This window comes from Streptomyces sp. McG3 (assembly GCF_018619185.1).
Classification (GTDB): domain Bacteria; phylum Actinomycetota; class Actinomycetes; order Streptomycetales; family Streptomycetaceae; genus Streptomyces.
In genome coordinates this window covers 1-20921 of sequence record NZ_JAAXYC010000136.1, presented here as the reverse complement: position 1 = coordinate 20921, position 20921 = coordinate 1, and the positions used below count along the sequence as shown (strand labels likewise).

The following is a 20921-nucleotide window of genomic DNA, read 5'->3' as shown; positions in this document are numbered from 1 at the left end:
GGGGTGAAGGGGTTGGCCCTCAGCACCGGGGGGCCCTTGACGTCCGTGCCGCTCGCCGGGCCGCCGGGCTTCTCCGACCCCGACGGTCCTCCGTCGCCACCGCCCAGGATGCTGTTCGGGCCCGGCATGTCGTTGATGTCGGTGAACCGGTCGTTGTTGAAGTAGTTGTTGTAGATGGAGAAGGCGCCCGCGCCGATGGCCAGCCCCGCGCCCATGTCGAACACGGTGCTGGTGCCGGAGCCGACGAACGTCTCCCACTGGAACCCCCACTTGTCGTAGAAGGCCCCGTTGATGATGACTTCGGCGGTGCTCTCGGCCGTGGCTCCGACAACGAAGACGGTGACCACGGTGGGAGGGCCGTTCACCAGCCCCTTGAACAGCAGACTGTTCGGGTCGATCTTGAACTTGCTGAAGATGTCCCCGAGGAGGTCCTTGAAGTAGTTCTCGATGGGCTTCAGGAACTTGTCGAAGATCTCCATGAAACCGGCGGTGAGCGCGCCGAAGGCGGCGGCGACGCCGACGTCCTTCCAGTCCACTCCCCCGGGCTTCCGGCCCCCCGGGTTCAGCGCGATCTGCGCCAGCCGGACCGCCAGCGTCTGGATGGCCTCCTGGATGGCCTCGCCCAGGGTCGGCGCGATGTGCGACATCCGCAGCAGGCGGTCGATGACGATGAGGATCGCGAGCTTGCTCCGGGCCCGCGCCAGGAACATCTGCGAGACCGATGCGCCGCCGGTGAACGCGATCAGTGCCGCCAGGATCGCCAGTTCGGCGATCAGCATGATGATCTCGGCGATGATCTCCCACTTGGACGCCTGGATCTTCTGCGAGTAGTCCACCTGGCCGTTGGCCAGTTCGTCGAGCTGGAGCAGCAACGCCTGGATGGGGTCGCTGCCGTTGGGTTCGTCGGTGAGCATCCGCACACTGTCGATGTACGGACGCGCCACCTCCGGCGGCAGCGCCGCCTCCACCATCTGGATCGTCTCGCGCGAGGCCGCGCGCAGATCGATCAGGCCCTTCTGGAGGGCCAGGTAGAGCTCACGACTTTCCCACGCCAGATTCTCCCTGGCCTGCAGGGGCATCTCACCCAGCAGGATCCAGAGCATCGTCCGGACGTCCGGCGGAAAGTCGATCTCCTCCACTTAGTGCCGGCCACCCTGGGAGGAGTCGCCCGGCCCGTCCAGGCTGGACATCTGCCGGTCGATCTCGTCACGCGCGTAGGCCGAAACGCCCTCGATGTGCTGGCCGTTGGCCCAGACCGCCTGGCTCAGTGCCGTGAACGCGCTGCCGACGGCCCTGATCAGGTCCAGACACGCCTGGTTGTTGGCGTCGTACTTGGGCAGCACTTCGAGGGCGAACTTGTCGCTGTAACCGGCCCAGCCACGGTAGTTCTGGATGTCGGAGATGAAGTTGTCGCCGATCTTGGCCGCCTGCGCGGGCAGTTGCTCCATCATGTCGCCGGCCCGGCGCAGCTCGCCGGGGTTCGCGGTGAACTTTCCTACCGCCATGGGTGCCTCCCTCTCTCCGGTGGTCCGTACGGTCAGTCTTCGTGGATCTCGTCGTGCAGGCGGGCCGACGATCGCCGCCCGCCGCCGTGCGAGTCCTCCAGGGCCGAGCCGAAGGCCCGGTCCCAGTCGATGTCGATGCCTCTGATGCCCGTGGCCCGGCCCGTGGTCCGGGTCAGCGGCTCGAAGGCGTCCATCACCTTGCGGGCCATCTCCGAGCGGCCCTCCTGCACCGCCTCCATGATCGAGGCGGCGAGCTGAGGGCCCGTCATGGACCGGTGCCGGTTGTCCGGGAACTTCAGCCCCGTCAGCTCGCCCTGCGGGCCGACCGTCACCTCCACCGAGCGGTCCCGTGACCGGGCCGTCGCCGTGGACTGGCCGAGTTCACCCTCGGCGCGTGCCACGGCTTCCTGCACAGCCGTGAGTTCGGCCATGGCCTCGGCCAGCTTCTTCTCCATCGAGTCGCTCAACAGTCGCCCTTCCACCTGCGCGTACACCATTCTGGGGTACACGTGTGCGTGCTACGAACCTCCCCCGTGCCGGGGCGGCTTCCGAGGCGGCCGAAGCCGTCTCCCACCGCCCCGCACGGGTCCCGGCCATGATCGGCGCAACACTCTCTAGCGTCCGATCACCGCCGGTGCGCCGCCTTCGTCGGTGCCCCAGACGTCGTCGTCCTCCGGCACCCAGGAGTCCCGCGTCCGCTCGCCGCTCTGGGTCGCGGTCTGACCGGGCGCGCCGCCCCCGCCAGGAGCGCCGCCGGCCATCGGCGGGAGGAAGGGCGAACTGCCCGCGGTGGGGCCGCCGGCCGCCACCCGCACCTCGTCGTCGGCGTAACGCCCGCCGGAGCCGGGAGCGGCGGCACCGGGCCGCGCACGGCGGTTCCGGGAGACCGATCCGTCGATGACGTTGCGGACGCGCTCACCGGAGTCGTTCTGGCCTCCGCCGCCGCCCATGCCACCGCCCATACCGCCGCCCATGCCACCGCCCATGCCGCCGCCCATCGGGGCTCCGCCCATCGGTGCGCCGCTGCCGCCGCCCTCGCCACCGCCGTAGCTGCTCGGGCCGGGGAAAGGCCCGCTGTTCAGGAACGGGCGGTTGTGGCTCGGGGTGCTCGGTCCGTCGGATGCCCCGGTGCCCGCCAGGGGCGACTCGTAGGGCTTGTCGTCGAACAGTTCCTCCTCGTAGGAGGCGAGGTCGTACGAGGGGGGCGTCTGGCCGGAGAGGCCGTCGCCGAAGGAACCGAGATTGAGGGAGCCGTTGTTGAGCTGGCCGGATTCGAAGCGGGAGGGGCCGGACTCGTCCAGGTAGCCGGAGACGGTCGAGCCGTCGGGCCGGGTGACGGTGGTGGTGCCGGTGTCCGGGTTGATCGTCTGGGTGGAGCCGTCCGGGAACTCCGTGACCACATTGCCGCCGGGGTCCAGGTGCGTGACACTGCCGCCGGGGTTGGACAGCAGGTCACCCGGGTTGAGCGGGCCGGAGATGACGGAGCCGTCGGGCCGGGTGATGGTCGAGGAGTGGGTGTCCGGGTCGATCGTGACCTTGGAACCGTCGGGGTACTCGGTGACCACGCGGCCGTCCGCGTCGAGCCGCGACTCGCCGCCGCCGGGGAGTTCGAGCGGGCCGTCGTTGACGGGGCCGGTGATGGGGGTGGACGACAGGTCGGGGATGTCGCCGTTGCCGAAGAGGTCCCGCCGGGAGCTGTCGAGCTTGGACTCGGCTTCCTTCTGCCGGGCCTCCTGCTCCTGCCGGACTTCCTCCTGCTTGGCCTCGGCTTCCTTCTGCCTGGCCTCCTGCTCGGACCGGACCTCGTTCTGCTTGGCTTCCTGCTCCTCCCGGAGCCGGTCCTGCTTGGCTTCCTGCTCCTCGCGGATGCGGTCCTGCTTCTGCTCGGCCTCGGCCTGCTTCTGCTCCGCCTCCTTCCGCATCGCCTCCTGCTCGGCCTTCGCCTCGGCCTCCTTGGCCTCCTGCTTGGCCTCCTGCTCCGCCTGCTTCTGCTCCGCCTTCGCCTCGGCCTCGGCCTGCTTCTGCTCCTGCTCGGCCTGCTGCTGCTCCTGGCGCTCTTCCTGCTCGGTGCGGATGCGGTCCTGCTTCTGCTCGGCCTCGGCCTGCTTCTGCTCCGCCTCCTTCTCCTTGGCCTCCTGCTCGGCCTTGGCCTCGGCCTCCTTCGCCTCCTGCTTGGCCTCCTGCTCGGCCTGCTTCTGCTCCGCCTCCTTCTCCTTGGCCTCCTGCTCGGCCCTGGCCTCGGCCTCCTTCGCCTCCTGCTCGGCCCTGGCCTGGGCCTCCTTGGCCGCCTGCTCCTTCTTCGCCTCCTCCTGCTGGGTCCTCGCCTGGTTCATCTGCATCATCTGCATGTTCTCCGCACGAGCCTGGGCCTCGGCCTGCTTGGCCTCCTGCTCCTTGCGGACCTGCTCCTGCTTGGCCTCCTGCTCGGCCCGGAGCTGTTCCTGCTTGGCCTCCTGTTCGGCCTGCTTCTGCTCCGCCTCCTTCTCCTTGGCCTCCTGCTCGGCCTTGGCCTCGGCCTCCTTGGCCTCCGCCTTGGCCTCCTGCTCCGCCGCCTTGGCCTCGGCCTCCTTCTCCTTGGCCTCCTGCTTCGCCTCCTGCTCGGCCTCCTTGGCGGCCGCTTTGGCCTCGGCTTCCTTCTCCTTGGCCTCGGCCTCCGCCTTGGCTTCCTTCTCCTTGCGCTCGGCTTCCGCCTTGGCCTCGGCTTCCTTGCGCTCCGCCTCAGCCTTGGCCTCGGCCTCCTTGCGCTCGGCCTCTTCCTTCTCCTTCTTCCGCTCCGCCTCGGCCTTGGCGGCCTGGTCCTTCTGCCACTGGATGAACTCCTCCTGCTTCCGGGCGGCTTCCTCTGCCGCGGCCTTGGCCGCGGCGGCGTCGGCCTCCGCCTTCTCCTCGGCGAGTTCGGCCTTCTCCTCCTTGTACTCGGACTCCAAGGTGTCGCTGGTCCCCCGCGACTTGATCGAGCCGAAGTCCAGCTCTTTGTTGCTCCAGCTGTCGCGCACCTTCGTCATGGCGTCGACGGCCGCCTTGTCGAGGTTCTCCTCGACGGTCTGCTTCCACATGAGGAGGGCCTTGTTGCCGACCTCCACCCAGGTGCTGAGCTCCTTGAGCTCACCAAAGTCCTTGGCGTCGACGGTCAGCGCCATGTCGCCCGTGCCCGTGATCTTCTCGATCGCCGCCCGGTTGCTGAAGTGATCTTCCGAGATGTAGTTCGTCGTGGTGGTGTAGCCGCCGCCGTACGACCCGTGGGTCTCGATCTCGTAGGTGATCTTCGTGATGTTGTTGTCCCAGACGTACTCCATGATCGCGGAGAGCAGGGTGTGCAGCACCACGAGCGGATTGCCGTACTTCCACTGCCAGTCCATCCAGACGCCGTGGAGGTCGTTGACCGCTTCCTGGAAGGCCTTCTTCGCATCCTCGATCTCTTTGCCCTGCTTGGACTGTGTGCCTCCGGCGGGCAGCATGTCGTCGACGTAGTCCGAGTACTGCTTGTTGATCTTGTTGATGAGGTCCCAGAAGACACCGGCGGCCTTGCCCCGCCACGCCTTGTCCTTCTCCTTGCCCAGCCGGCTCTGCCACTCCTCCACGATCTTCTGCTGGGACGAGAAGAACGTGGCGACCCGGTCGAACGCCGCGGCGACGGTGTCGAAGTTGGCGGGGGTCACCGAGTCGGGGTCGTCCACAGGCTTGCCGTTGAAGCTGAACCCGTAGGTGCCCTCCGTCGGGTTGAATTTCAGCTCCTCCAAGGCGAGCCCGGTACCGTAGGCGTAGCGCGCGGTGGGCGTGGTGTCCCAGGTCGGCTTGCCGTCCATCCCCAGGTGACCGTCCATGGAGCTGGAGAACTGCCCGCCCTCCTGATACCCCTGGCTCGGTATCCGCCCGTCCCCCTTGCTCCCGAGCAGGGTGATACGCGCCCGGTACATCGACACGTCGGAGCCCGCCCCGCCCTTGGCGTGGTAGAAGGGGATGACGAAGTCGGTGTTCTTGATGTCGGAACCGGCGTTCTCGTACAGCCAGTTCATGTCCTCGGTGTCGACGTAGTCGACATAGCCCACGTCGGAGATCTCCACCTTCATCAGGGGGATGCCCTCGTTGCCGACGAGCGAGTCGAACAGGTCGTTCCGGTTCGGCGCCTTGAAACCCGTGAAGAAGCCGACTGCCTCGGCCCACTTGTCGTTGGTACCGCCGCCGAGGTCTTCGACGACCTTGCTGGAATCGAGCGCCATGCCGGAATGCCTTTTCGTCGGAAGGAGACAGAGGGGACGGGAGGGCGGGGGTACGGTCCGCCGGACCGCGGGCGTGCGGAGGAGCACCGGCCGGGGCTACCGGCCGACCGCGACGAAGGTCAGTCGTCCTCGTCGCCGTCCGAGCCGCCGCCGGCGGATTCGGAGAGCACCTCGTCCACGCCCTCGAAGAAATCGATCATGTCCTTGCCGTCGATTTTCTCCAGGTTGCCGTCCTGGGTCTTGAAGAGCTCCTCGATGGTGTCCTCCAGGTCCTCCTCGATCTGCTCGAAGAGTTCGACCTGGAGCTTGAGGATGTCGTCGAGCTGATCGACCAGCCCGTTCAGGCACTTGACCAGGTAGCCGCCGTTGGTACGGCCGTTCTCGTCGGCCGCCATCGTCCCGATGGCGAGCGGCTTCTTCTGGCCGTCGTAGAAGCCCGCCGCCGTCGCGGACCCGTCCTCGCCGCCCTGCAGCGAGGGAATTCCGGGCACGGTCGTCCCGTTGGACGTGGTGCCGTCATCCCGCATCTTCTTGATCTCCGCGAGGAACGGGACGAGGTCGTTGTCGAGGAAGCTCTGCAGCCACGCCTTGTTGAGATTGAGTGCGGGTGCTTCCGCCATGTCGCACTTCTCCAGTCTTCCGGGATGTCCAGGGACTCACAGGGCCCGCACCCGTCCGCCGGCCGCTCACGGAGGCCTCGGCGGACGGCGCACCGCCCCGACTGCACCGGGCGGCCGCGCGCGAAGGAGCCACGCGAACGGCCGCCCGGGAAGGACCCAAGGGCGTGCCGCCCCGGGTCAGCTGCCGATGCGCACGCTCTCCCAGAGCGACTTCAGGGAGTTCTCGCTGTACTTGTAGCTGCCCGAGACGTCGGTCAGCAGCGCCGAGTGCTCGGCGAGGATGCGCTTCATCTCCTCGACCGCGTTGTTCCAGGAGGCCTGCTTCTCGGCGTACACCGCCTTGTCCTCACCCTCCCAGCTGCGCTGGAGCTCCTGGAGTTCGGCTTCCAGGTTGGTGAGGATGCTGTCGATCGCCTTGGTCTGCTGGACCATGTCGTCGGCGGCGTTCTCCATGTGGCCGTAGTCGACGTAGATCTGGCCGTCGGTGAAGTCAAGCGGGGGGGTCATGGTCTTCCTCGTCTCACGGCAGGTGCGTCAGGGTCTGTGGTGTGCGGAGCCCGGTCGCCCGTCAGGGCTCCCGGATACCGGAGGAGTGGTCAGCGGCCCGCGGTGGAGCCGGCGAGCGCGTTGAAGATCTCCTCGGAGCGGTTGAACGCCTGCTGGATCGAGTCGTTCGAGTTGTTCTGCTGGATGCCCTGCGCGCGCATGGTCTCCTCCAGCGTCGTGATCATGTCGCGGAGGTTGCTGGAGATGATCTCCGCCTGCTGGTCCCACCGGTCGAGCAGCTTCTGGAACGCGCCACCGTCGCTGCCTGCGTAGCCGGAGGCGAGGTTGTGCTTCATGTTCTCGACGTCCTGGCGGCTGCTCTGAACGCCGGTGAAAGCCATCTCCAGTGCGGTGACACCGTTCTGGGTGGATGACGCCAGTGACTGCTGTGCGCCCGTACCTGCCATGTTGCTGCGCCTCCTGATGTGTCGCGCCGCCGGATTCCGGTTCCCGCGCGGCGCGGTGCCTGGCCGGACGCCGCCGGAAGACCGGCGTCCGAATGGTCTGGACGAACGGAGCCTAAAGAAGGGCGCGTTGAGGATTCAATGGCTTGCGTCATCTTCTCGGCCCCGACCCAGCTTTTGGGGTGATTCGCGAAGGAGATTTGATGGGGATCTGAGGTTCACCCCTTGCGGAATCACCTTCCGAATGGATCTGTTTCCCCGCACCCGAACGGGCAATGCCCGCTGTCGGAAACGGTATTGGCGGACCCCGTCGGGGAGGAGGACGGTGGATCACCTCCTCCGGTTGTCAGGACACGCGCATTTATCAGCCGCGCCACAAGAAATTCACCTCCTTCGGTACAACCGTCCGCCGGGCCCTCAAGGCCGGTTGCAGCGTGGGGTCGTGTTCGTGTTACGGCCCAGGGCGGCAGCCTCCTTGGTGAGGTCCGGCCCTGTCGGCAGCATGGCCAGCAGCGGTGCCGGGAGCCCTCGCGCCTGGCCCTCGCTGTAGCCGAGGGCGGCGAGGCCGTCGGCGGTGCCGACCCGGTACTTCATCCCGGTGTCGGTCACCAGGTAGACGGTGGTGCCGACCGGGCTCCCGCTCGCCCCGAGCGCCCGCACCAGGGATCCGCCGCCCGGCCGCACGCTGATCGAGCCGACCGGCATGCAGGCCGGGGTCAGGCCCTCGGGCGGCGCCTGGGCGGCGGGACCCAGGGTGCCCGTCCCGGTCAGCGCCACGCTGATGCGCGGTCCGCGCTCACTCGGCTGGACCCGGATGCATACAGTGCGGTCCTCGCCGAGGGCCACCGCCTCCGGCGGCTCCGGGGGCAGGTTCGCCTCCTCCGCGCCGGTCCCCGCACCGGGGGCCAGCCGGCCGCTCAACGCGTCCGCGCCCAGCGTCACGACCTTCGCCGCGCCTCCCCCGTACACCTTCTCGCGGGTCTCCGGGTCGCCGAGCACCAGCGCGGCCCCGGTCGCGGTGAGCGGGGTCAGGCCCTCCTGGCGCAGCAGGTAGTAGCGGTCGGCGGAGCCCGGGACGGTGACCCGGAAGACCTGGCCGACCCTGGACTCCCCGCCGCCGAGCGCGGGGCCCTTCTTTCCCTTGCCCGGTACGTTCGGCGGGCGCAGGTCGGGTCCCGAGGGCAGGGCGTTCAGGAAGGCGGCGGAGACGGGCAGCCGGGAGGTGGAGGCGTAGCCGAGGGCCTCGCGGGCGCGGGTGTCCTCGTCGATCAGCAGCTTGCTGCCGCGCCAGACCAGGTAGTCGGCCTTGTCCGGCCCCGTGACGAGCATGGCCTGGTCGGTGGGCAGCCCGGCGGCGTCAGCCGGCAGGCCCACCGCGACGGTGGTGCCGGTCCTTCCGGCTCCGCTGCCCGAACAGACCTGCCAGGGACCCGTGTCCAGGTCCGCGCTCCCGGGCAGGGCGTCCGGGGCGCCGCTGATACCGATGGGCGCCCCGTGCGGCGTACCGCTCAGGGACTTCGAGCCGACCGCGACCGCCTTCATGTCGGCGCCCGCGAGCAGCCGCGCCGACGCGTAGTTGCGCACCGGGCGCAGCCGCCCGTCCAGGTAGAGGTAGCGGGACCCGGTGTCCTTGTTGACGACGAGGGTTCCGGCGGCCCGCCAGGAGTCCTTGGTACCGGGCTTGAGGAGGCCGAGGACGAAGGAGCCGGCCGACAGCAGGACGGCGATCACGATGCCGATCACCACGCCCCGGTTGGTGCGCCCCTGCGGGCTCTCCGGGGCGTCGGGGTCGGCGCGGAGCATGCCGGAGGTCAGCCGGCCCATGACGAACATGTGGGCCTGGACCTGGTCGCGTTTCGACTGCACGGCAGCGGTTCTCCCTTCAGGTCAGGCGTTGATGGCCCGCAGGGCGCCGTAGACGCCGAGCACCCACAGGGCGAGGGGGAGCACGGCGATCGCGAGGGCCGAGTGGAGCAGTTCGCCCGCGCGGCCCCAGTACGGGACGAGCCGGCGGCCGGGCACGGTCCAGGCGGCGATGGCGACCGCGGCGGCGGCCGCGAGCAGCCCCGCGGCCGTGACCAGACGGTTGCCCGGGGACGCGGCGGGGGCGGCGACCAGCACCAGCAGGAGCAGCCCGAAGATCCCCGGGGCCACCAGGGACATGCGCTGCCAGATGTTGCCGAGGCCTCGGGCGTGCAGGACGAGCAGCAGGCACAGCGCCACCGTCATGATGATCTCGGCCAGCTCACGCTCCCGGGCCAGGATGGCCACGCACGCGGCGCCGACCAGGCCCACCGCTCCGTAGAGCGACGTCATCCAGCCGTCGGCGAGGATGGCGCGGGCCGAGACCGCGGAGGCGGCGTGCGGCTCGATGCCCTCCTGCAACTGCTGGGCGTTGGTCGGCAGCGGAGGCATCCGCATCCCGGACATCCGGAAGGCGAGCGAGGGGACGAACGCCCCCAGGACCACCGCGAGGACGGCGAGGATCCCGGCGGCGTGCACCGGCGCCAGGTCCGTGGTGAGGAGCAGGACGGCGGCGACGGCGGCGAACAGCGAGACGACGGCGACGCTCAGGAAGAGGGCGGCGAACGCGGCCACGACGGCGAGCGCGAGGACCGCCCCGCCGGCCATCGCCGCACTGGCCGCGAGCAGCCGGGCCCCCAGGGTCTCGTAGGCGTGCGGCCCGGCGAGTTCCCCGCCGGGCAGCAGCCAGCCGGCCAGCGCCAGGTAGGGCCCGACCATGAAGCCGAGCGCGGCTCCGGCGCCCGCGTCCCCGACCGCCCTGCTCGCCGCGCCCGCACCCGCAAGCAGGAGGAGGCCGGCCGCGGTGGCGAAGACGGACCGGGACAGCGAGGAGCCGCCGGGCCAGGCAATCACCAGAACGCCGCCGGCGAGGACCGCGACAACGATGCCGAGGAGCACCCAGCGGCTCACCTTGGGGGTCCAGCCGAAGGGGTGGTCGCGCATCGTGGTGGCGATGCCGTCGACCAGGTCGTCGAGGTGCACCTCGGGCAGAGCCTCGGCGCGCGGCCGGAGGTAGAGGGTGTCACCGTCCCGCAGCCCGTAGGAGTCGAGGGTGAGTTCCTCGTCCAGGGGCTCGCCGCCGAGCCGCTGGAGGACCCAGCCGCCGTGGTCGATACCGGCTTCTTCGAGGTTGTCGCCCGCGTAGCCGAGCACGGCGGGCAGCAGGTCCGCGACGGGGACGTCGGCGGGCACGGCGAGATCGATGCTCTTGGCTGGAGCTCGTACCGTCAGACGGCACAGCTCGGCCACCTGAGTGTCAGTCATCGGGATGGCTCACGCTTCTCCGGTTACGGCTGAGAACGGGCGGGGGAACAGGGGCCGGCGGACCGGTGAACACCCTGCTTCGGTGGGCGGTTCCAAACCGTGTGACGGCGACGGTTGTTGACGACCGATACGGCGATCGTAATATCAGCGGCCTACTCTGGGCCACGTGGCCCGCGCCACGGAATACGAAACGGCCGTCCGCGTCCGGCGAATTGCGGCACGTTCGGCCGTACGGGCACGAAGGGCGGTTCGGCGTGCGCGGTTTCGGCCGGGAAATAGCTCCGCGTGTGCCCGTCCGGCCGGAAAAGCCGTTCCGCGTATGCCCGTCCGGGCAGGGGAAAGGCTCCGCAGGCGCCCGTTCGTCCGGGGAGCGCTTCCGTTTGCGCTCTTCCGGCGGGGCGAACGGCCGCGCGGATCCTGCCCCGAAGCCGTGATGCAGCAGAACTGTGACACGACGGTCCGACCACCTCCCGCCCACTACGGGAGCCCCCGGGCGGGCTTTCGGCTCGGGACGGGGCGCGGCGTAGGGTGCGTGCACGGCGAAGGCCTGTCCGCGTCCCGGCCCCCGGTCGACGGCGGGCGGCGTGCCCTGCGACGCCGTTCCGCCCGCTCTCCCCCCATGTCCCTGAAGGAGACGGTTCCTTGAGTGTGATCCTGTTCCGCCGCCCGGCCCGACGCCGGGGCCCGGAGATGCCCGACGGGGAGCTGAGTCTCCAGGAACCGCCGATCCTCCCCGAGACGGTGCCCGACACCTCCGCCGTGTGGACGTACCTGCCCATGGCACTGATGTCGGTCTCGATGATGTTCATGTTCATGCGCCCCGGTATGACGCGGGGTTCCGGAGGGTTCATCTACATCGCCCTGGGCCTGATGGTCCTCGGCGCCGCCGCGATGTTCATCGGCCAGTTCATGCGCCGGGCGGCGGAGCGCAAGCAGAAGCTCAAGGGCGAGCGCCGGGACTACCTGCGCTACCTCACCCAGATCCGGCGCAAGGTGCGCGGCGCGGTCGTGGACCAGCAGCTGGCGCTGGCGTGGCGGCACCCCGAGCCCGCCGCCCTGTGGTCGATGACCGGCACCACCCGGCTGTGGGAGCGGCGCCCCCGGGACGAGGACTTCGGCGAGATCCGGATGGCCGTCGGCGAGCAGAAGCTGGGCCTGAAGCTGACGTCGAGCTCGACCAACCCCGTGGAGGACCTGGAGCCGCTCAGCGCCCACGCGTTGCGCAGCTTCATCCGCGCCTACTCGACGGTGCCGGAACAGCCCATCGCGATCTACCTGCGCGCCTGGGCCCGCGTGCTGTTCCAGGGCGACGAGGAGCGGATACGTTCCCTGGCGCGGGCGCTGCTCGCCCAGTTGGCCACCTTCCACTCGCCGGACGACGTGTGGATCGCCTTCTGCGTCTCCGACGAGCGGCGCGCGCACTGGGAGTGGACGAAGTGGCTCCCGCACAGCCTCCACCCGCACGACACCGACGGCGCGGGCCCGACCCGGATGACGGTCTCCGCCTGGGGCGAGCTGGAGAACCTCCTCGGCGCCGAGTTCATGGAGCGGCCGCAGTTCGACCCGGACGCGGTGCCCGGACGCGAGGAGCCGTTCACCGTGATCGTCGTGGACGGCGGGGTCGTCCCGGCGGGCCACCGGCTCGACGGTCCCGGCTTCCGCAACACGGTCGTCCTGGACCTCAGCGGTGCGCTCTCCTGGCGCCCCGGCCGCATCACTCTGCGCTTCACGGTCGACGAGGACGAACTCGGCCTGGTGCGCACCGACCGCGAGCGCAAGGAGCAGATCACCCGGCTCGGCCGGCCCGACACCTTCGGGCTCACGGGCGCGGTGTCGCTCGCGCGGCGGCTCGCCCCGTACCGCATGGGCCTGGGCTCGGCGTCGGACTCCTCCGAACCGCTCTCCGCCAACGTGGAACTGACCACGCTGCTGAGCATTCCCGACCTGCACCGCCATGACCCGAACACGCTGTGGCAGCAGCACACCGGCCCCAACCGGCTCAAGGTGCCGATCGCGGTCGGCGCGGACGGCGAGCCGGTCGAGCTGGACATCAAGGAGTCCGCCCAGGGCGGCACCGGGCCGCACGGGATGCTGATCGGCGCCACCGGTTCCGGCAAGAGCGAGCTCCTGCGGACCCTGGTCCTCTCGCTCGCCCTGACGAACTCCTCGGAGACGCTCAACTTCGTCCTGGTCGACTTCAAGGGCGGCGCCACCTTCCTGGGGCTCGAGGACCTCCCGCACACCTCCGCCGTCATCACCAACCTGGCGGGCGAGGCGGCGCTGGTCGGCCGCATGCAGGACGCCCTGCACGGCGAGCTGATGCGGCGGCAGGAGCTGCTGCGCTCGGCGGGCAACTACACCTCCGCGCTGGACTACGAGAAGGCTCGCGCATCGGGCGTCCCGCTGGAGCCGATGCCCAGCCTGTTCGTCGTCGTCGACGAGTTCAGCGAGCTGCTGGCGGCGCACCGCGAGTTCATGGAGCTGTTCGTGATGATCGGCCGCCTCGGCCGGTCCCTCGGCGTGCACCTGCTGCTCGCCTCGCAGCGCCTGGACGAGGGCCGCATGCACCAGCTGGAGAGCCACCTCTCCTACCGGATCGGTCTGCGGACGTTCTCCGCGATGGAGAGCCGCGGCGTACTCGGCGTCCCCGATGCCTACCAGTTGCCGTCGGCGCCCGGCAGCGGCTTCCTCAAGTCGGGTGTGGAGGCGCTGACCCGGTTCCGCGCCGCCTACGTCTCCGGCCCCTACCAGCAGCGCCGCGGCAGCGCCAACCAGGCGCGGGTGGCGAGCCAGACCGTGCCGTGGACCAGCAGTTACGTCGTACCGCGCCAGCTCCCCAACACACCGGAGCCCGAACCCGAGCAGCAGGAGGAGACCGGCGAGACCCTGCTCTCCGTCGCCGTGGACCGACTGCTGACCGCGGGGCCGCCGGCCCACCAGGTGTGGCTGCCGCCGCTGGACCTCCCCGCCACGCTCGACCAGGTGCTGCCGCCGCTCACCCCGCACCCCGAGTACGGGCTGACGACCGACGCGTCGCACCGCGGGCGGCTCACCATCCCGCTCGGCATCATCGACCGCCCCTTCGACCAGCTGCGCGACCTGCTGACCGTCGACCTCTCGGGCGGGGGCGGACACATCGCGATCGCGGGCGGCCCGCAGAGCGGCAAGAGCACGATGGTCCGGACGATCATCACCGCGCTGGCGCTCACCCACACCCCGCGCGAGGTCCAGTTCTACTGCCTCGACTTCGGCGGCGGCGCGCTCGCCGGGCTGGCCGGGCTCCCGCACGTCAGCGGGGTCGCCGCACGGCTGGACGCCGAGCGGGTGGGCCGTACGATCTCCGAGGTCACGACCCTGCTGGCGGAACGCGAGCGGTTCTTCCTGGACAACGGCATCGACTCGATGGCGACCTTCCGACGTCGGCTGGCCGCCGGGGAGTTCCCGGAGCACCACCACGGCGACGTGTTCCTGGTGATCGACGGCTGGTCGACGGTGCGCCAGGACTTCGACCGGTACATCCAGACGTTCGGCGCGATCGCCGCGCGCGGTCTGAACTACGGCATCCACCTGATCGTCACCACCGCCCGCTGGGTGGAGGTGACCTCCGCGATCCGGGACCAGGCCGCGACCCACCTGGAGCTGCGGATGGGTGACCCGATGGACTCCGAGATCGACAACCGGCGCGCCGCGACCGTGCCCCGGCTGCCGGGGCGCGGCCTGACCCGGGACGCCAAGCTGCACTACCTCACGGCGCTGCCGCGCATCGACGGCGTCGAGTCCGTCGACGACCTCTCCGACGGGGTGGCCGGTCTGGTGGCGGCGGTCCGCGAGAGCTGGCAGGGCCCGCCCGCGCCGCAGGTGCGGATGCTGCCGACCCGGCTCAAGCTGTCGGAGCTCCCGGCTCCCAAGGGCGATTTCAAGATGCCCATCGGCCTGGAGGAGGAGCGCCTGTCGACCGTGTGGCACGACTTCTCCGAGACTCCCCACATGATCGTGGTCGGGGACACGGAGAGCGGCAAGACCAACATGCTGCGGATGACGGCCAAGGCCATCATGGACCGGTACACCCCGGCCGAGGCGCGGATCATGGTCGTGGACTACCGCCGCGCCCTGGTGGAGGCCATCCCCGACGAGTACCGGCTCGGCCACGCCGTGGCGATGGACGCCCTCAAGGAGCTGATCGGCGGGGCGGCACGGGCGGTCGCGGCGCGCGCACCGGGTCCGGAGATCACCCCGGCCCGGATGCGCACCTGCGACTGGTGGGACGGGCCGCGGCTGTTCATCCTCGTGGACGACTACGACATGCTCGGCACCAGTGCGATGAACGCGCCGTTCGACCCGCTGCTGAACCACCTCGCGCTCGGCTACGAGGTCGGTCTGCACCTGGTCGTCGCCCGCTCCGCCGCCGGTGCCGGCCGCGGCCTGGGCGAGCCCATGCTGCGGCGCATGCAGGAGGTCAACACCCCGACGCTGCTGCTGTCGTGCCCGCCCTCGGAGGGCTTCATCCTGGGCAGCGTCAAGGGCCGCAACCTGCCACCGGGCCGGGGTACGCGGGTGACGCGCCGCAAGCAGATCCAGGTGCAGACGGCCGTGCTGGAGGACGAGGAGTCCTGAGCGGCGGGCCCGGTCCCCCGCCCGTGAGCGCTACGGGGGGACCGGGCCCGCCCATCGGGCCTGGACGCGCGGGTGAGCCCGGCGCGGGGACACCCGGGGCCGTACCGGGCGGCCGGGGCCCCGGCCTCACCCGGCCCTCAGCAGCGTCTCCGGGGGTGCCGGAACCGCTCCGCCCACGCTCCACGGTCACAAGCCCCCCCCGAGCGCCCTCAGCTCCCCGCAGGACGCCAGTTGCGGGCCCGCCCGCGCGGGATCACCACCGCGCCCGCCGCGACCAGCAGCACCACGCCGCCGCCCACGCCCGCCGCGATCAGCGCGCGGGTACGGGGCTCCGCCGCGGGCGGCGGCGGGACCTCGGCCCGCTCGGTCCGGGGCACCGCCCCCTTCTCGTCCGTCAGGACGGCCGTCAGGGCCGCGTACGGGTCCAGGCGCGGCGGGCTCGCCGGGTAGGCCGCCTCGGTCAGGCGGCGCGCCGTCCCGGCCGCCGACAACTTCGGGTGGCGCGCCCGCACCTGCGCCGCCGCCCCCGCGACGTGCGCGGCGGCGAACGAGGCCCCGTAGCCGATGAAGTGGCCCGAGCCCTCGGGGCCGATGCTCACCACCGCGTCACCGGGCGCGGCCAGGTCCGCCCCGCCCACCACGGGCGCGTTGGTGGGGCGCTGCCCGTCCGGGCCGTAGTCCGTCACACCGATCGCCCCCGGGGCGGCGGCGGGCCAGTACCAGGCGGCGGGCTTCGCGTCCCTCGGCAGCGCGTCCGGGGCGAGGGGCGCCACGACCAGCGCGTCCTTGTCGCTCGCGTAGGCGACGGCCTTCGTCAGCTCGGCCTTGCCGTCGGCCAGGGCGGCGGCGACGTAGATGACGGAGGCGCCCCCGTCGGCCGCCTCGCGGATGCCGGCGGCGACCTGGCCCACCGTGGACCCGCCGCGCTCGTCCGCGCCCCGTACGGCCAGGATGCGGGCCTCGGGGGCCAGTCCGGCCGGCCCCGCGGCGGCGCCCGGGGCCGCCGCGATCAGGCCGGCCGCGAACGTGCCGTGCCCGACGCAGTCCTTGCCCGCGTCCCCGATCGTGGTCACCCGGCCGGAGAGCGCCGGGGCCGACTCCCCGACCCCCGTGTCCACGACCGCGACCGTCTGCCCGGCTCCCTGGGAGAGCGGCCGTGCGCGGGCCGCCCCGAGCGCGCCCATGGTCCAGGGCTCGGACCGGGCCTTCACCTTCGAGGCCTCGACGCAGGTGTCGTCCTCCGCCAGTACGGAACGTACGACGGGGAGTCCCACGGAATCGGCCGCCGCGGGCACGGCGTCCGCCGCGACCAGCGCGGCCGGGATCACGGTGAGCGACAGGGCGGCGGCGACGGCCGTGGCCCGCGGGCGGCGGGAGCGAACTCGGGCAGGGGGCATGGCGCGCATGATAGGCCGACCGGATGACGGCGTGTCGGGCGGGATCCGGCACCCGCTCACCGGATCCGGCCCGAACTGCCCTGTCCCACCTGGAACATCGCGGTACCGGTCCCGTAGCCTTCGTCGCGTGCGCACAGCTGCACGTTCCCGACGCGACCCGGATTCCTTCCGGCCCCCGGCGGGAGAGCAGGCAGCGGCACCACAAGGAGGAGGAACGGGCGTGTCACGGCAATTGCTCAGGGTCGGGTCGGACCAACCGGACAGCTTCCGGACGATCAGCGAAGCCCTGGACAAGGCACGCACGGGTGCGGTGATCCGGGTGCACCCCGGCCGCTACCCGGAGAACCTCACGGTCCGGACGCGGGTCACCATCGTCGCCGACGGGGAGCCGGGCAGCGTCGAGATCTGCCCGCGCCGGGGCACCGCCGTCATCCTGGTGGCCGACGCCGTCATGCTCACCGACCTCACCCTGCGCGGCGGGAGCGAGGACCTGCCGGTGGTCGACGCCCCGCGCGGCCAGGTCGCCATGGACGGCTGTACGGTCGTCGGCTCCGGCTGGACGGCCGTGCTGGCCCGGGAGTCGGGCTCGGTCGCCATGCGCGACTGCCAGGTCAGCAACCCCAAGGGCGCCGGGGTCGTGGACTCCGCCCCCACGGGCAGCGTCATAGCGGGCTGCCGCATATCGAACCTCGGCACCTCCGGCGTCGTCATCGGCGCGGAGGCCCGGACGACGGTGCGGGACTGCCGCATCCTCGACGCGCGCGCCAACGGCGTACTGACCTCGGACGAGGCACAGGGCCTGGTGGAGGACTGCGACATCTCCGGGACGGACAAACCGTCCATCGCGCTGGAGGGCCGCAGCGGTACCCGGGTCCTGCGCACCAGGGTCCACGACACCTCCGTCGGCGTCTACATCACCAGCTCCGCCCGCCCCTCCCTGGAGAACGTCTCCGTCAGCGACACCTCGGGCCCCGGCATCATGCTGGCCGTGAACGCCGACCCCGAGTTCCTCGACTGCCGGACCTCCCGCACCAAGGGCAGCGGCCTGGTGGTCAGCGAACGCTCCCGGGGCACCTTCCAGCACTGCGAGTTCGACACAGCGGCCGCCCCGGCGATACGGGTGATCGACTCCAGCTCACCCACGCTGATCGGCTGCGCGGTCCGCGACTGCGCGGAGGCGAACGGCGCCGTCCTGCTGGAGGAGGACTCGACCGCCGAGTTCGACGAACTGCTCGTCAGCGACGCGGCCGGGGTCGCCGTCCGTATCCGCACCGGGGCCGACCCGCTGCTGCGCCGCGTTCGGATCACCTCGCCGGGTGGCAACGGTGTCGAGGTGGCCGAGGACGGGCGCGGCCGGCTGGAACACTGCGAGATCGACCGCGCGGGCGGTTCGGCGGTACGGATCGCCTCGGGCGGCAACCCCGACATCCGCGACACGGTCATGAGAGCGGCCGAGGACACCACCATCTCCGTCGGCACGGAGGGGCGGGGCACCGTCCGGGACTGCGCGGTCGAGTTCGCCGCGGCGGGCGGCATCACGGTGGACAACGGCGGTGAACTCTCCGTCCTGCGCGTCCACATCACCGACTCCGGCGCCCACGGCGTCCTGCTCGCCAACGGCTCCCGCGCCACCCTCACGTCCTCGCAGGTCATCGGCAGCGTCGGCGACGGCATCCGGATCGACAGCGCCGAGCTCGTCACCGTCGCCGACTGCACCGTCCGCGACAACCGCGGTGCGGGCCTGCGGCAGACCCGGGTCAACGAACGCCTCACTATCGAGGGCCTCAACAGCGCCGGGAACGCTGTCCCGGACGCCTGGGGCGACACGCTGCCGCCGGACGTCGCGGGTGGCGGCCCCGACGCCGCGAAGAAGGAGCCCGAGGGGCCGCTGGAGGAGCTGGAATCCCTCGTCGGCCTCGCCGAGGTCAAGAGCCAGGTGCGCAATCTGGTCAACCTGAACCAGCTGAACCAGCGCCGTGCCCAGCTGGGCATGCCCGTCGCCCAGGTCAGCCGCCACCTCGTCTTCTCCGGACCGCCCGGCACCGGCAAGACCACCGTGGCCCGGCTGTACGGCGGCATCCTGGCCGACCTCGGCGTTCTCAGGTCGGGGCACCTCGTGGAGGTCTCCCGCGCCGACCTGGTCGCGCAGGTGATCGGCGGTACGGCCATCAAGACCACCGAGGCGTTCAACGAGGCGCTGGGCGGGGTGCTGTTCATCGACGAGGCGTACACCCTGCTGTCCGACAGCAAGGGCTCCGGCGCCGACTTCGGCCGGGAAGCGGTCGACACGCTGTTGAAGCTGATGGAGGACCACCGCGACGACGTCGCCGTGATCGCCGCCGGGTACACCGGCGAGATGGCGAGCTTCCTCTCCTCCAACCCGGGCCTGTCCTCCCGGTTCACCCGGACCATCGACTTCGCCAACTACTCGGTGGACGAGCTGGTGACCATCACCGAGAACATGTGCCTGGGCCACCGCTACGAGCTCGCCCCCCAGACCCGCGATGCGCTCGCCGGGCACTACGAGCGCATGCCGCGCGACGCCACGTTCGGCAACGGCCGTGCGGCCCGCCGGGTGTTCGAGGAGATGGTGGACCGTCAGGCGTCCCGGTTCGCCTCCATGAAGAATCCCGCCGAGAGCGACCTGGCCCTCCTGCTCCCCGAGGACGTGGCGCCCGACGCGGGCACGCCGGCGGACGACGGCCCCGGCTCCGAGGAACTCCTCGCCCAGCTGCACTCCATGATCGGTCTCACAGCGGTCAAGAACGAGGTGACCGCGCTGGTCAACCTCCTCACCGCGACGAAGCAGCGCAAGGCCGCCGGGCTGCCCACCCCGAAGATCAGCAACCACCTCATCTTCTCCGGGCCTCCCGGTACGGGTAAGACCACCATCGCGCGGCTGTACGCGGACCTGCTGCGCTCCCTCGGGGTGCTGCCCAAGGGCCAGTTGGTCGAGGTGGCACGGGCCGATCTGGTCGGCCGGTACGTGGGCCACACGGCGCAGTTGACCAAGGACGCCTTCGAACGCGCCATAGGCGGTGTGCTGTTCGTCGACGAGGCGTACACGCTCACGCCGGAGGGCGCGAGCTCCGACTTCGGCCGGGAGGCGGTCGACACGCTGCTGAAGCTGATGGAGGACCACCGTGACGAGGTCGTGGTCATCGCCGCCGGCTACACCCGCGAGATGCGCCGCTTCCTCGACTCCAACCCGGGCCTGGCCTCGCGGTTCTCGCGCACCGTGGAGTTCGAGAGCTACTCCACGGACGACCTGTTGCAGATCCTCTCCCAGCAGGCCACCGGCTACGGGTACGACTGCTCCCCGGAGACGGTCGCCGCGCTGTACGCCTACGTGGACTCCCTGCCGCGCGACCACGCCTTCGGCAACGCACGGGCGGCCCGCCAGATCCTGGAGGCGATGATGACACGCCAGGCGGGCCGCCTCGGCGCGATGTCCGCCCCGAGCCTGGACGATCTGCGCCTGCTGCTCCCGGACGACCTGCCACCGGAGGTGGCGGCGGTGCGGCACTGACCGCTACGGCCACCGGAGCCCGAACGACCGGGGCCCCGGTTTCGAGATCCGCGACGCCAAGTCCCCGCACTGGCCGGGGAACTCGTCCTCCCCGGCATGCTTCGGACACGTCGGCCGGTCGGGCACGTTCCTGTGGATCGACCCGGTGGCGGGCGCGGCCTGCGTCGCGCTGACCGACCGCGCCTTCGGCCCGTGGGCGGCACAGGCGTGGACGCCGTTCACGGACGCGGTTCCGGCCGAGCTGTCCTGAACCGGCTGCCGCCCCTCTCCGGCGGCGTCAGACACTCGAACCAGACGGTCTTCCCGCTGCCGTCCCACCGCTTGACGATGCCCCATTCGTCGGTGACGGCGTCGACCAGGACCAGCCCCCTGCCTCCCTCGTCCAGCGGGTCACCCGTGATGGCGAGGGGCACGACGGGGCTGCTGTCCGCCACTTCGACGCGTACGCCCTCGCCGCGCGGCAGCCGGAAGATGAAGGTCCGGCCGCGCCGGTCGGGCACGTGCCGCACGACGTTGGCGATCAGCTCGGTGAGCGCCAGCTCCGCGGCGTCGGCGAGGAAAGGCAGCTCCCATGCCGTGAGGTAGAGCCGCAGGACGCGGCGCAGATGCCGGGCGGAGTGCTCGCCGAGGGCGAAGTCGGCGCGGTAGACGGGCTCCCCTGGATTCCTCCGGGGGACAAGTACGTGGTTCATGCCACCAGGCTGCGACGGGATGGCTACGTTCGGCTACGTACCGAAACGAACGCCGCGAGGCGTTGCGCCCCGGAGGTCCGTACCGCGGAGTGGGGTGGGGTGGGTG

General features: G+C 71.0%; 12 protein-coding genes and 2 pseudogenes. 3 read left to right on the top strand and 11 right to left on the bottom strand.

Annotated features, from left to right (window positions below):
• From HET64_RS21605 to eccD, 9 genes and pseudogenes are all read right to left on the bottom strand, one after another.
• Nucleotides 1-1139: pseudogene (locus HET64_RS21605) on the bottom strand (hypothetical protein); the annotation flags it as partial.
• A complete protein-coding gene (locus HET64_RS21600; protein WP_215108020.1) occupies nt 1140-1505 on the bottom strand; it encodes a hypothetical protein in 366 nt (121 codons plus the stop codon).
• 32 nt (nt 1506-1537) lie between these two features.
• Nucleotides 1538-1960, bottom strand: coding sequence for a YbaB/EbfC family nucleoid-associated protein (locus tag HET64_RS21595; protein ID WP_215108025.1), 423 nt, complete (start codon nt 1958-1960; stop codon nt 1538-1540).
• 159 nt (nt 1961-2119) lie between these two features.
• Entirely contained in the window at nt 2120-5725 is a 3606-nt protein-coding gene (locus HET64_RS21590) for an AAWKG family protein (protein WP_215108018.1), read from the bottom strand.
• A gap of 119 nt (nt 5726-5844) precedes the next feature.
• Nucleotides 5845-6345, bottom strand: a complete 501-nt coding sequence (locus tag HET64_RS21585) for a type VII secretion system-associated protein (protein ID WP_215108016.1) — start codon at nt 6343-6345, stop codon at nt 5845-5847.
• Nucleotides 6346-6522: 177 nt separating this feature from the next.
• Complete coding sequence (locus HET64_RS21580) at nt 6523-6852, bottom strand: WXG100 family type VII secretion target (protein WP_010064394.1); 330 nt, start codon at nt 6850-6852, stop codon at nt 6523-6525.
• Nucleotides 6853-6941: 89 nt separating this feature from the next.
• Nucleotides 6942-7298 (bottom strand): hypothetical protein, encoded by a 357-nt coding sequence (locus tag HET64_RS21575; protein WP_215108014.1) that lies wholly within the window; start codon nt 7296-7298, stop codon nt 6942-6944.
• Nucleotides 7299-7712: 414 nt separating this feature from the next.
• Entirely contained in the window at nt 7713-9161 is a 1449-nt protein-coding gene (eccB, locus tag HET64_RS21570) for a type VII secretion protein EccB (RefSeq protein WP_215108012.1), read from the bottom strand.
• A gap of 21 nt (nt 9162-9182) precedes the next feature.
• Nucleotides 9183-10583 carry a type VII secretion integral membrane protein EccD gene (gene eccD / locus HET64_RS21565; protein ID WP_215108010.1) on the bottom strand — a complete coding sequence of 467 codons (1401 nt, stop codon included), beginning with the start codon at nt 10581-10583 and terminating at the stop codon, nt 9183-9185.
• A gap of 648 nt (nt 10584-11231) precedes the next feature.
• Here eccD and eccCa point away from each other — a divergent pair.
• Nucleotides 11232-15197 (top strand): type VII secretion protein EccCa, encoded by a 3966-nt coding sequence (gene eccCa / locus HET64_RS21560; RefSeq protein ID WP_215108023.1) that lies wholly within the window; start codon nt 11232-11234, stop codon nt 15195-15197.
• A gap of 209 nt (nt 15198-15406) precedes the next feature.
• Here the strand turns inward: eccCa and HET64_RS21555 are convergent, their stop codons facing one another.
• Nucleotides 15407-16594: a S8 family serine peptidase gene (locus HET64_RS21555; protein WP_215108008.1), complete on the bottom strand. Its 1188-nt coding sequence runs from the start codon at nt 16592-16594 to the stop codon at nt 15407-15409.
• Nucleotides 16595-16814: 220 nt separating this feature from the next.
• Here HET64_RS21555 and HET64_RS21550 point away from each other — a divergent pair, with 220 nt between their 5' ends.
• Both HET64_RS21550 and HET64_RS39185 read left to right on the top strand, forming a co-directional pair.
• Nucleotides 16815-20123 (top strand): right-handed parallel beta-helix repeat-containing protein, encoded by a 3309-nt coding sequence (locus tag HET64_RS21550; RefSeq protein WP_215108005.1) that lies wholly within the window; start codon nt 16815-16817, stop codon nt 20121-20123.
• A 4-nt stretch (nt 20124-20127) separates the two neighbouring features.
• Nucleotides 20128-20373 (top strand): annotated as a pseudogene (locus HET64_RS39185) (serine hydrolase); the annotation flags it as partial.
• Here the strand turns inward: HET64_RS39185 and HET64_RS21545 are convergent.
• On the bottom strand, nt 20342-20815 hold the full coding sequence (locus HET64_RS21545; RefSeq protein ID WP_215108003.1) for an ATP-binding protein: 474 nt from the start codon (nt 20813-20815) through the stop codon (nt 20342-20344). The pseudogene HET64_RS39185 and the gene HET64_RS21545 sit on opposite strands and share 32 nt — an antisense overlap.
• Nucleotides 20816-20921: the final 106 nt, after the last annotated feature.

Excerpts from the sequence above, each read along its gene's own strand:
- eccD (WP_215108010.1), bottom strand. The coding sequence starts at position 10,583 with ATGACTGACACTCAGGTGGCCGAGCTGTGCCGTCTGACGGTACGAGCT.
- HET64_RS21580 (WP_010064394.1), bottom strand. The coding sequence starts at position 6,852 with ATGACCCCCCCGCTTGACTTCACCGACGGCCAGATCTACGTCGACTAC.
- HET64_RS21595 (WP_215108025.1), bottom strand. The coding sequence starts at position 1,960 with ATGGAGAAGAAGCTGGCCGAGGCCATGGCCGAACTCACGGCTGTGCAG.
- HET64_RS21555 (WP_215108008.1), bottom strand. The coding sequence starts at position 16,594 with ATGCCCCCTGCCCGAGTTCGCTCCCGCCGCCCGCGGGCCACGGCCGTC.
- HET64_RS21545 (WP_215108003.1), bottom strand. The coding sequence starts at position 20,815 with ATGAACCACGTACTTGTCCCCCGGAGGAATCCAGGGGAGCCCGTCTAC.
- HET64_RS21600 (WP_215108020.1), bottom strand. The coding sequence starts at position 1,505 with ATGGCGGTAGGAAAGTTCACCGCGAACCCCGGCGAGCTGCGCCGGGCC.
- HET64_RS21575 (WP_215108014.1), bottom strand. The coding sequence starts at position 7,298 with ATGGCAGGTACGGGCGCACAGCAGTCACTGGCGTCATCCACCCAGAAC.
- HET64_RS21585 (WP_215108016.1), bottom strand. The coding sequence starts at position 6,345 with ATGGCGGAAGCACCCGCACTCAATCTCAACAAGGCGTGGCTGCAGAGC.
- HET64_RS21590 (WP_215108018.1), bottom strand. The coding sequence starts at position 5,725 with ATGGCGCTCGATTCCAGCAAGGTCGTCGAAGACCTCGGCGGCGGTACC.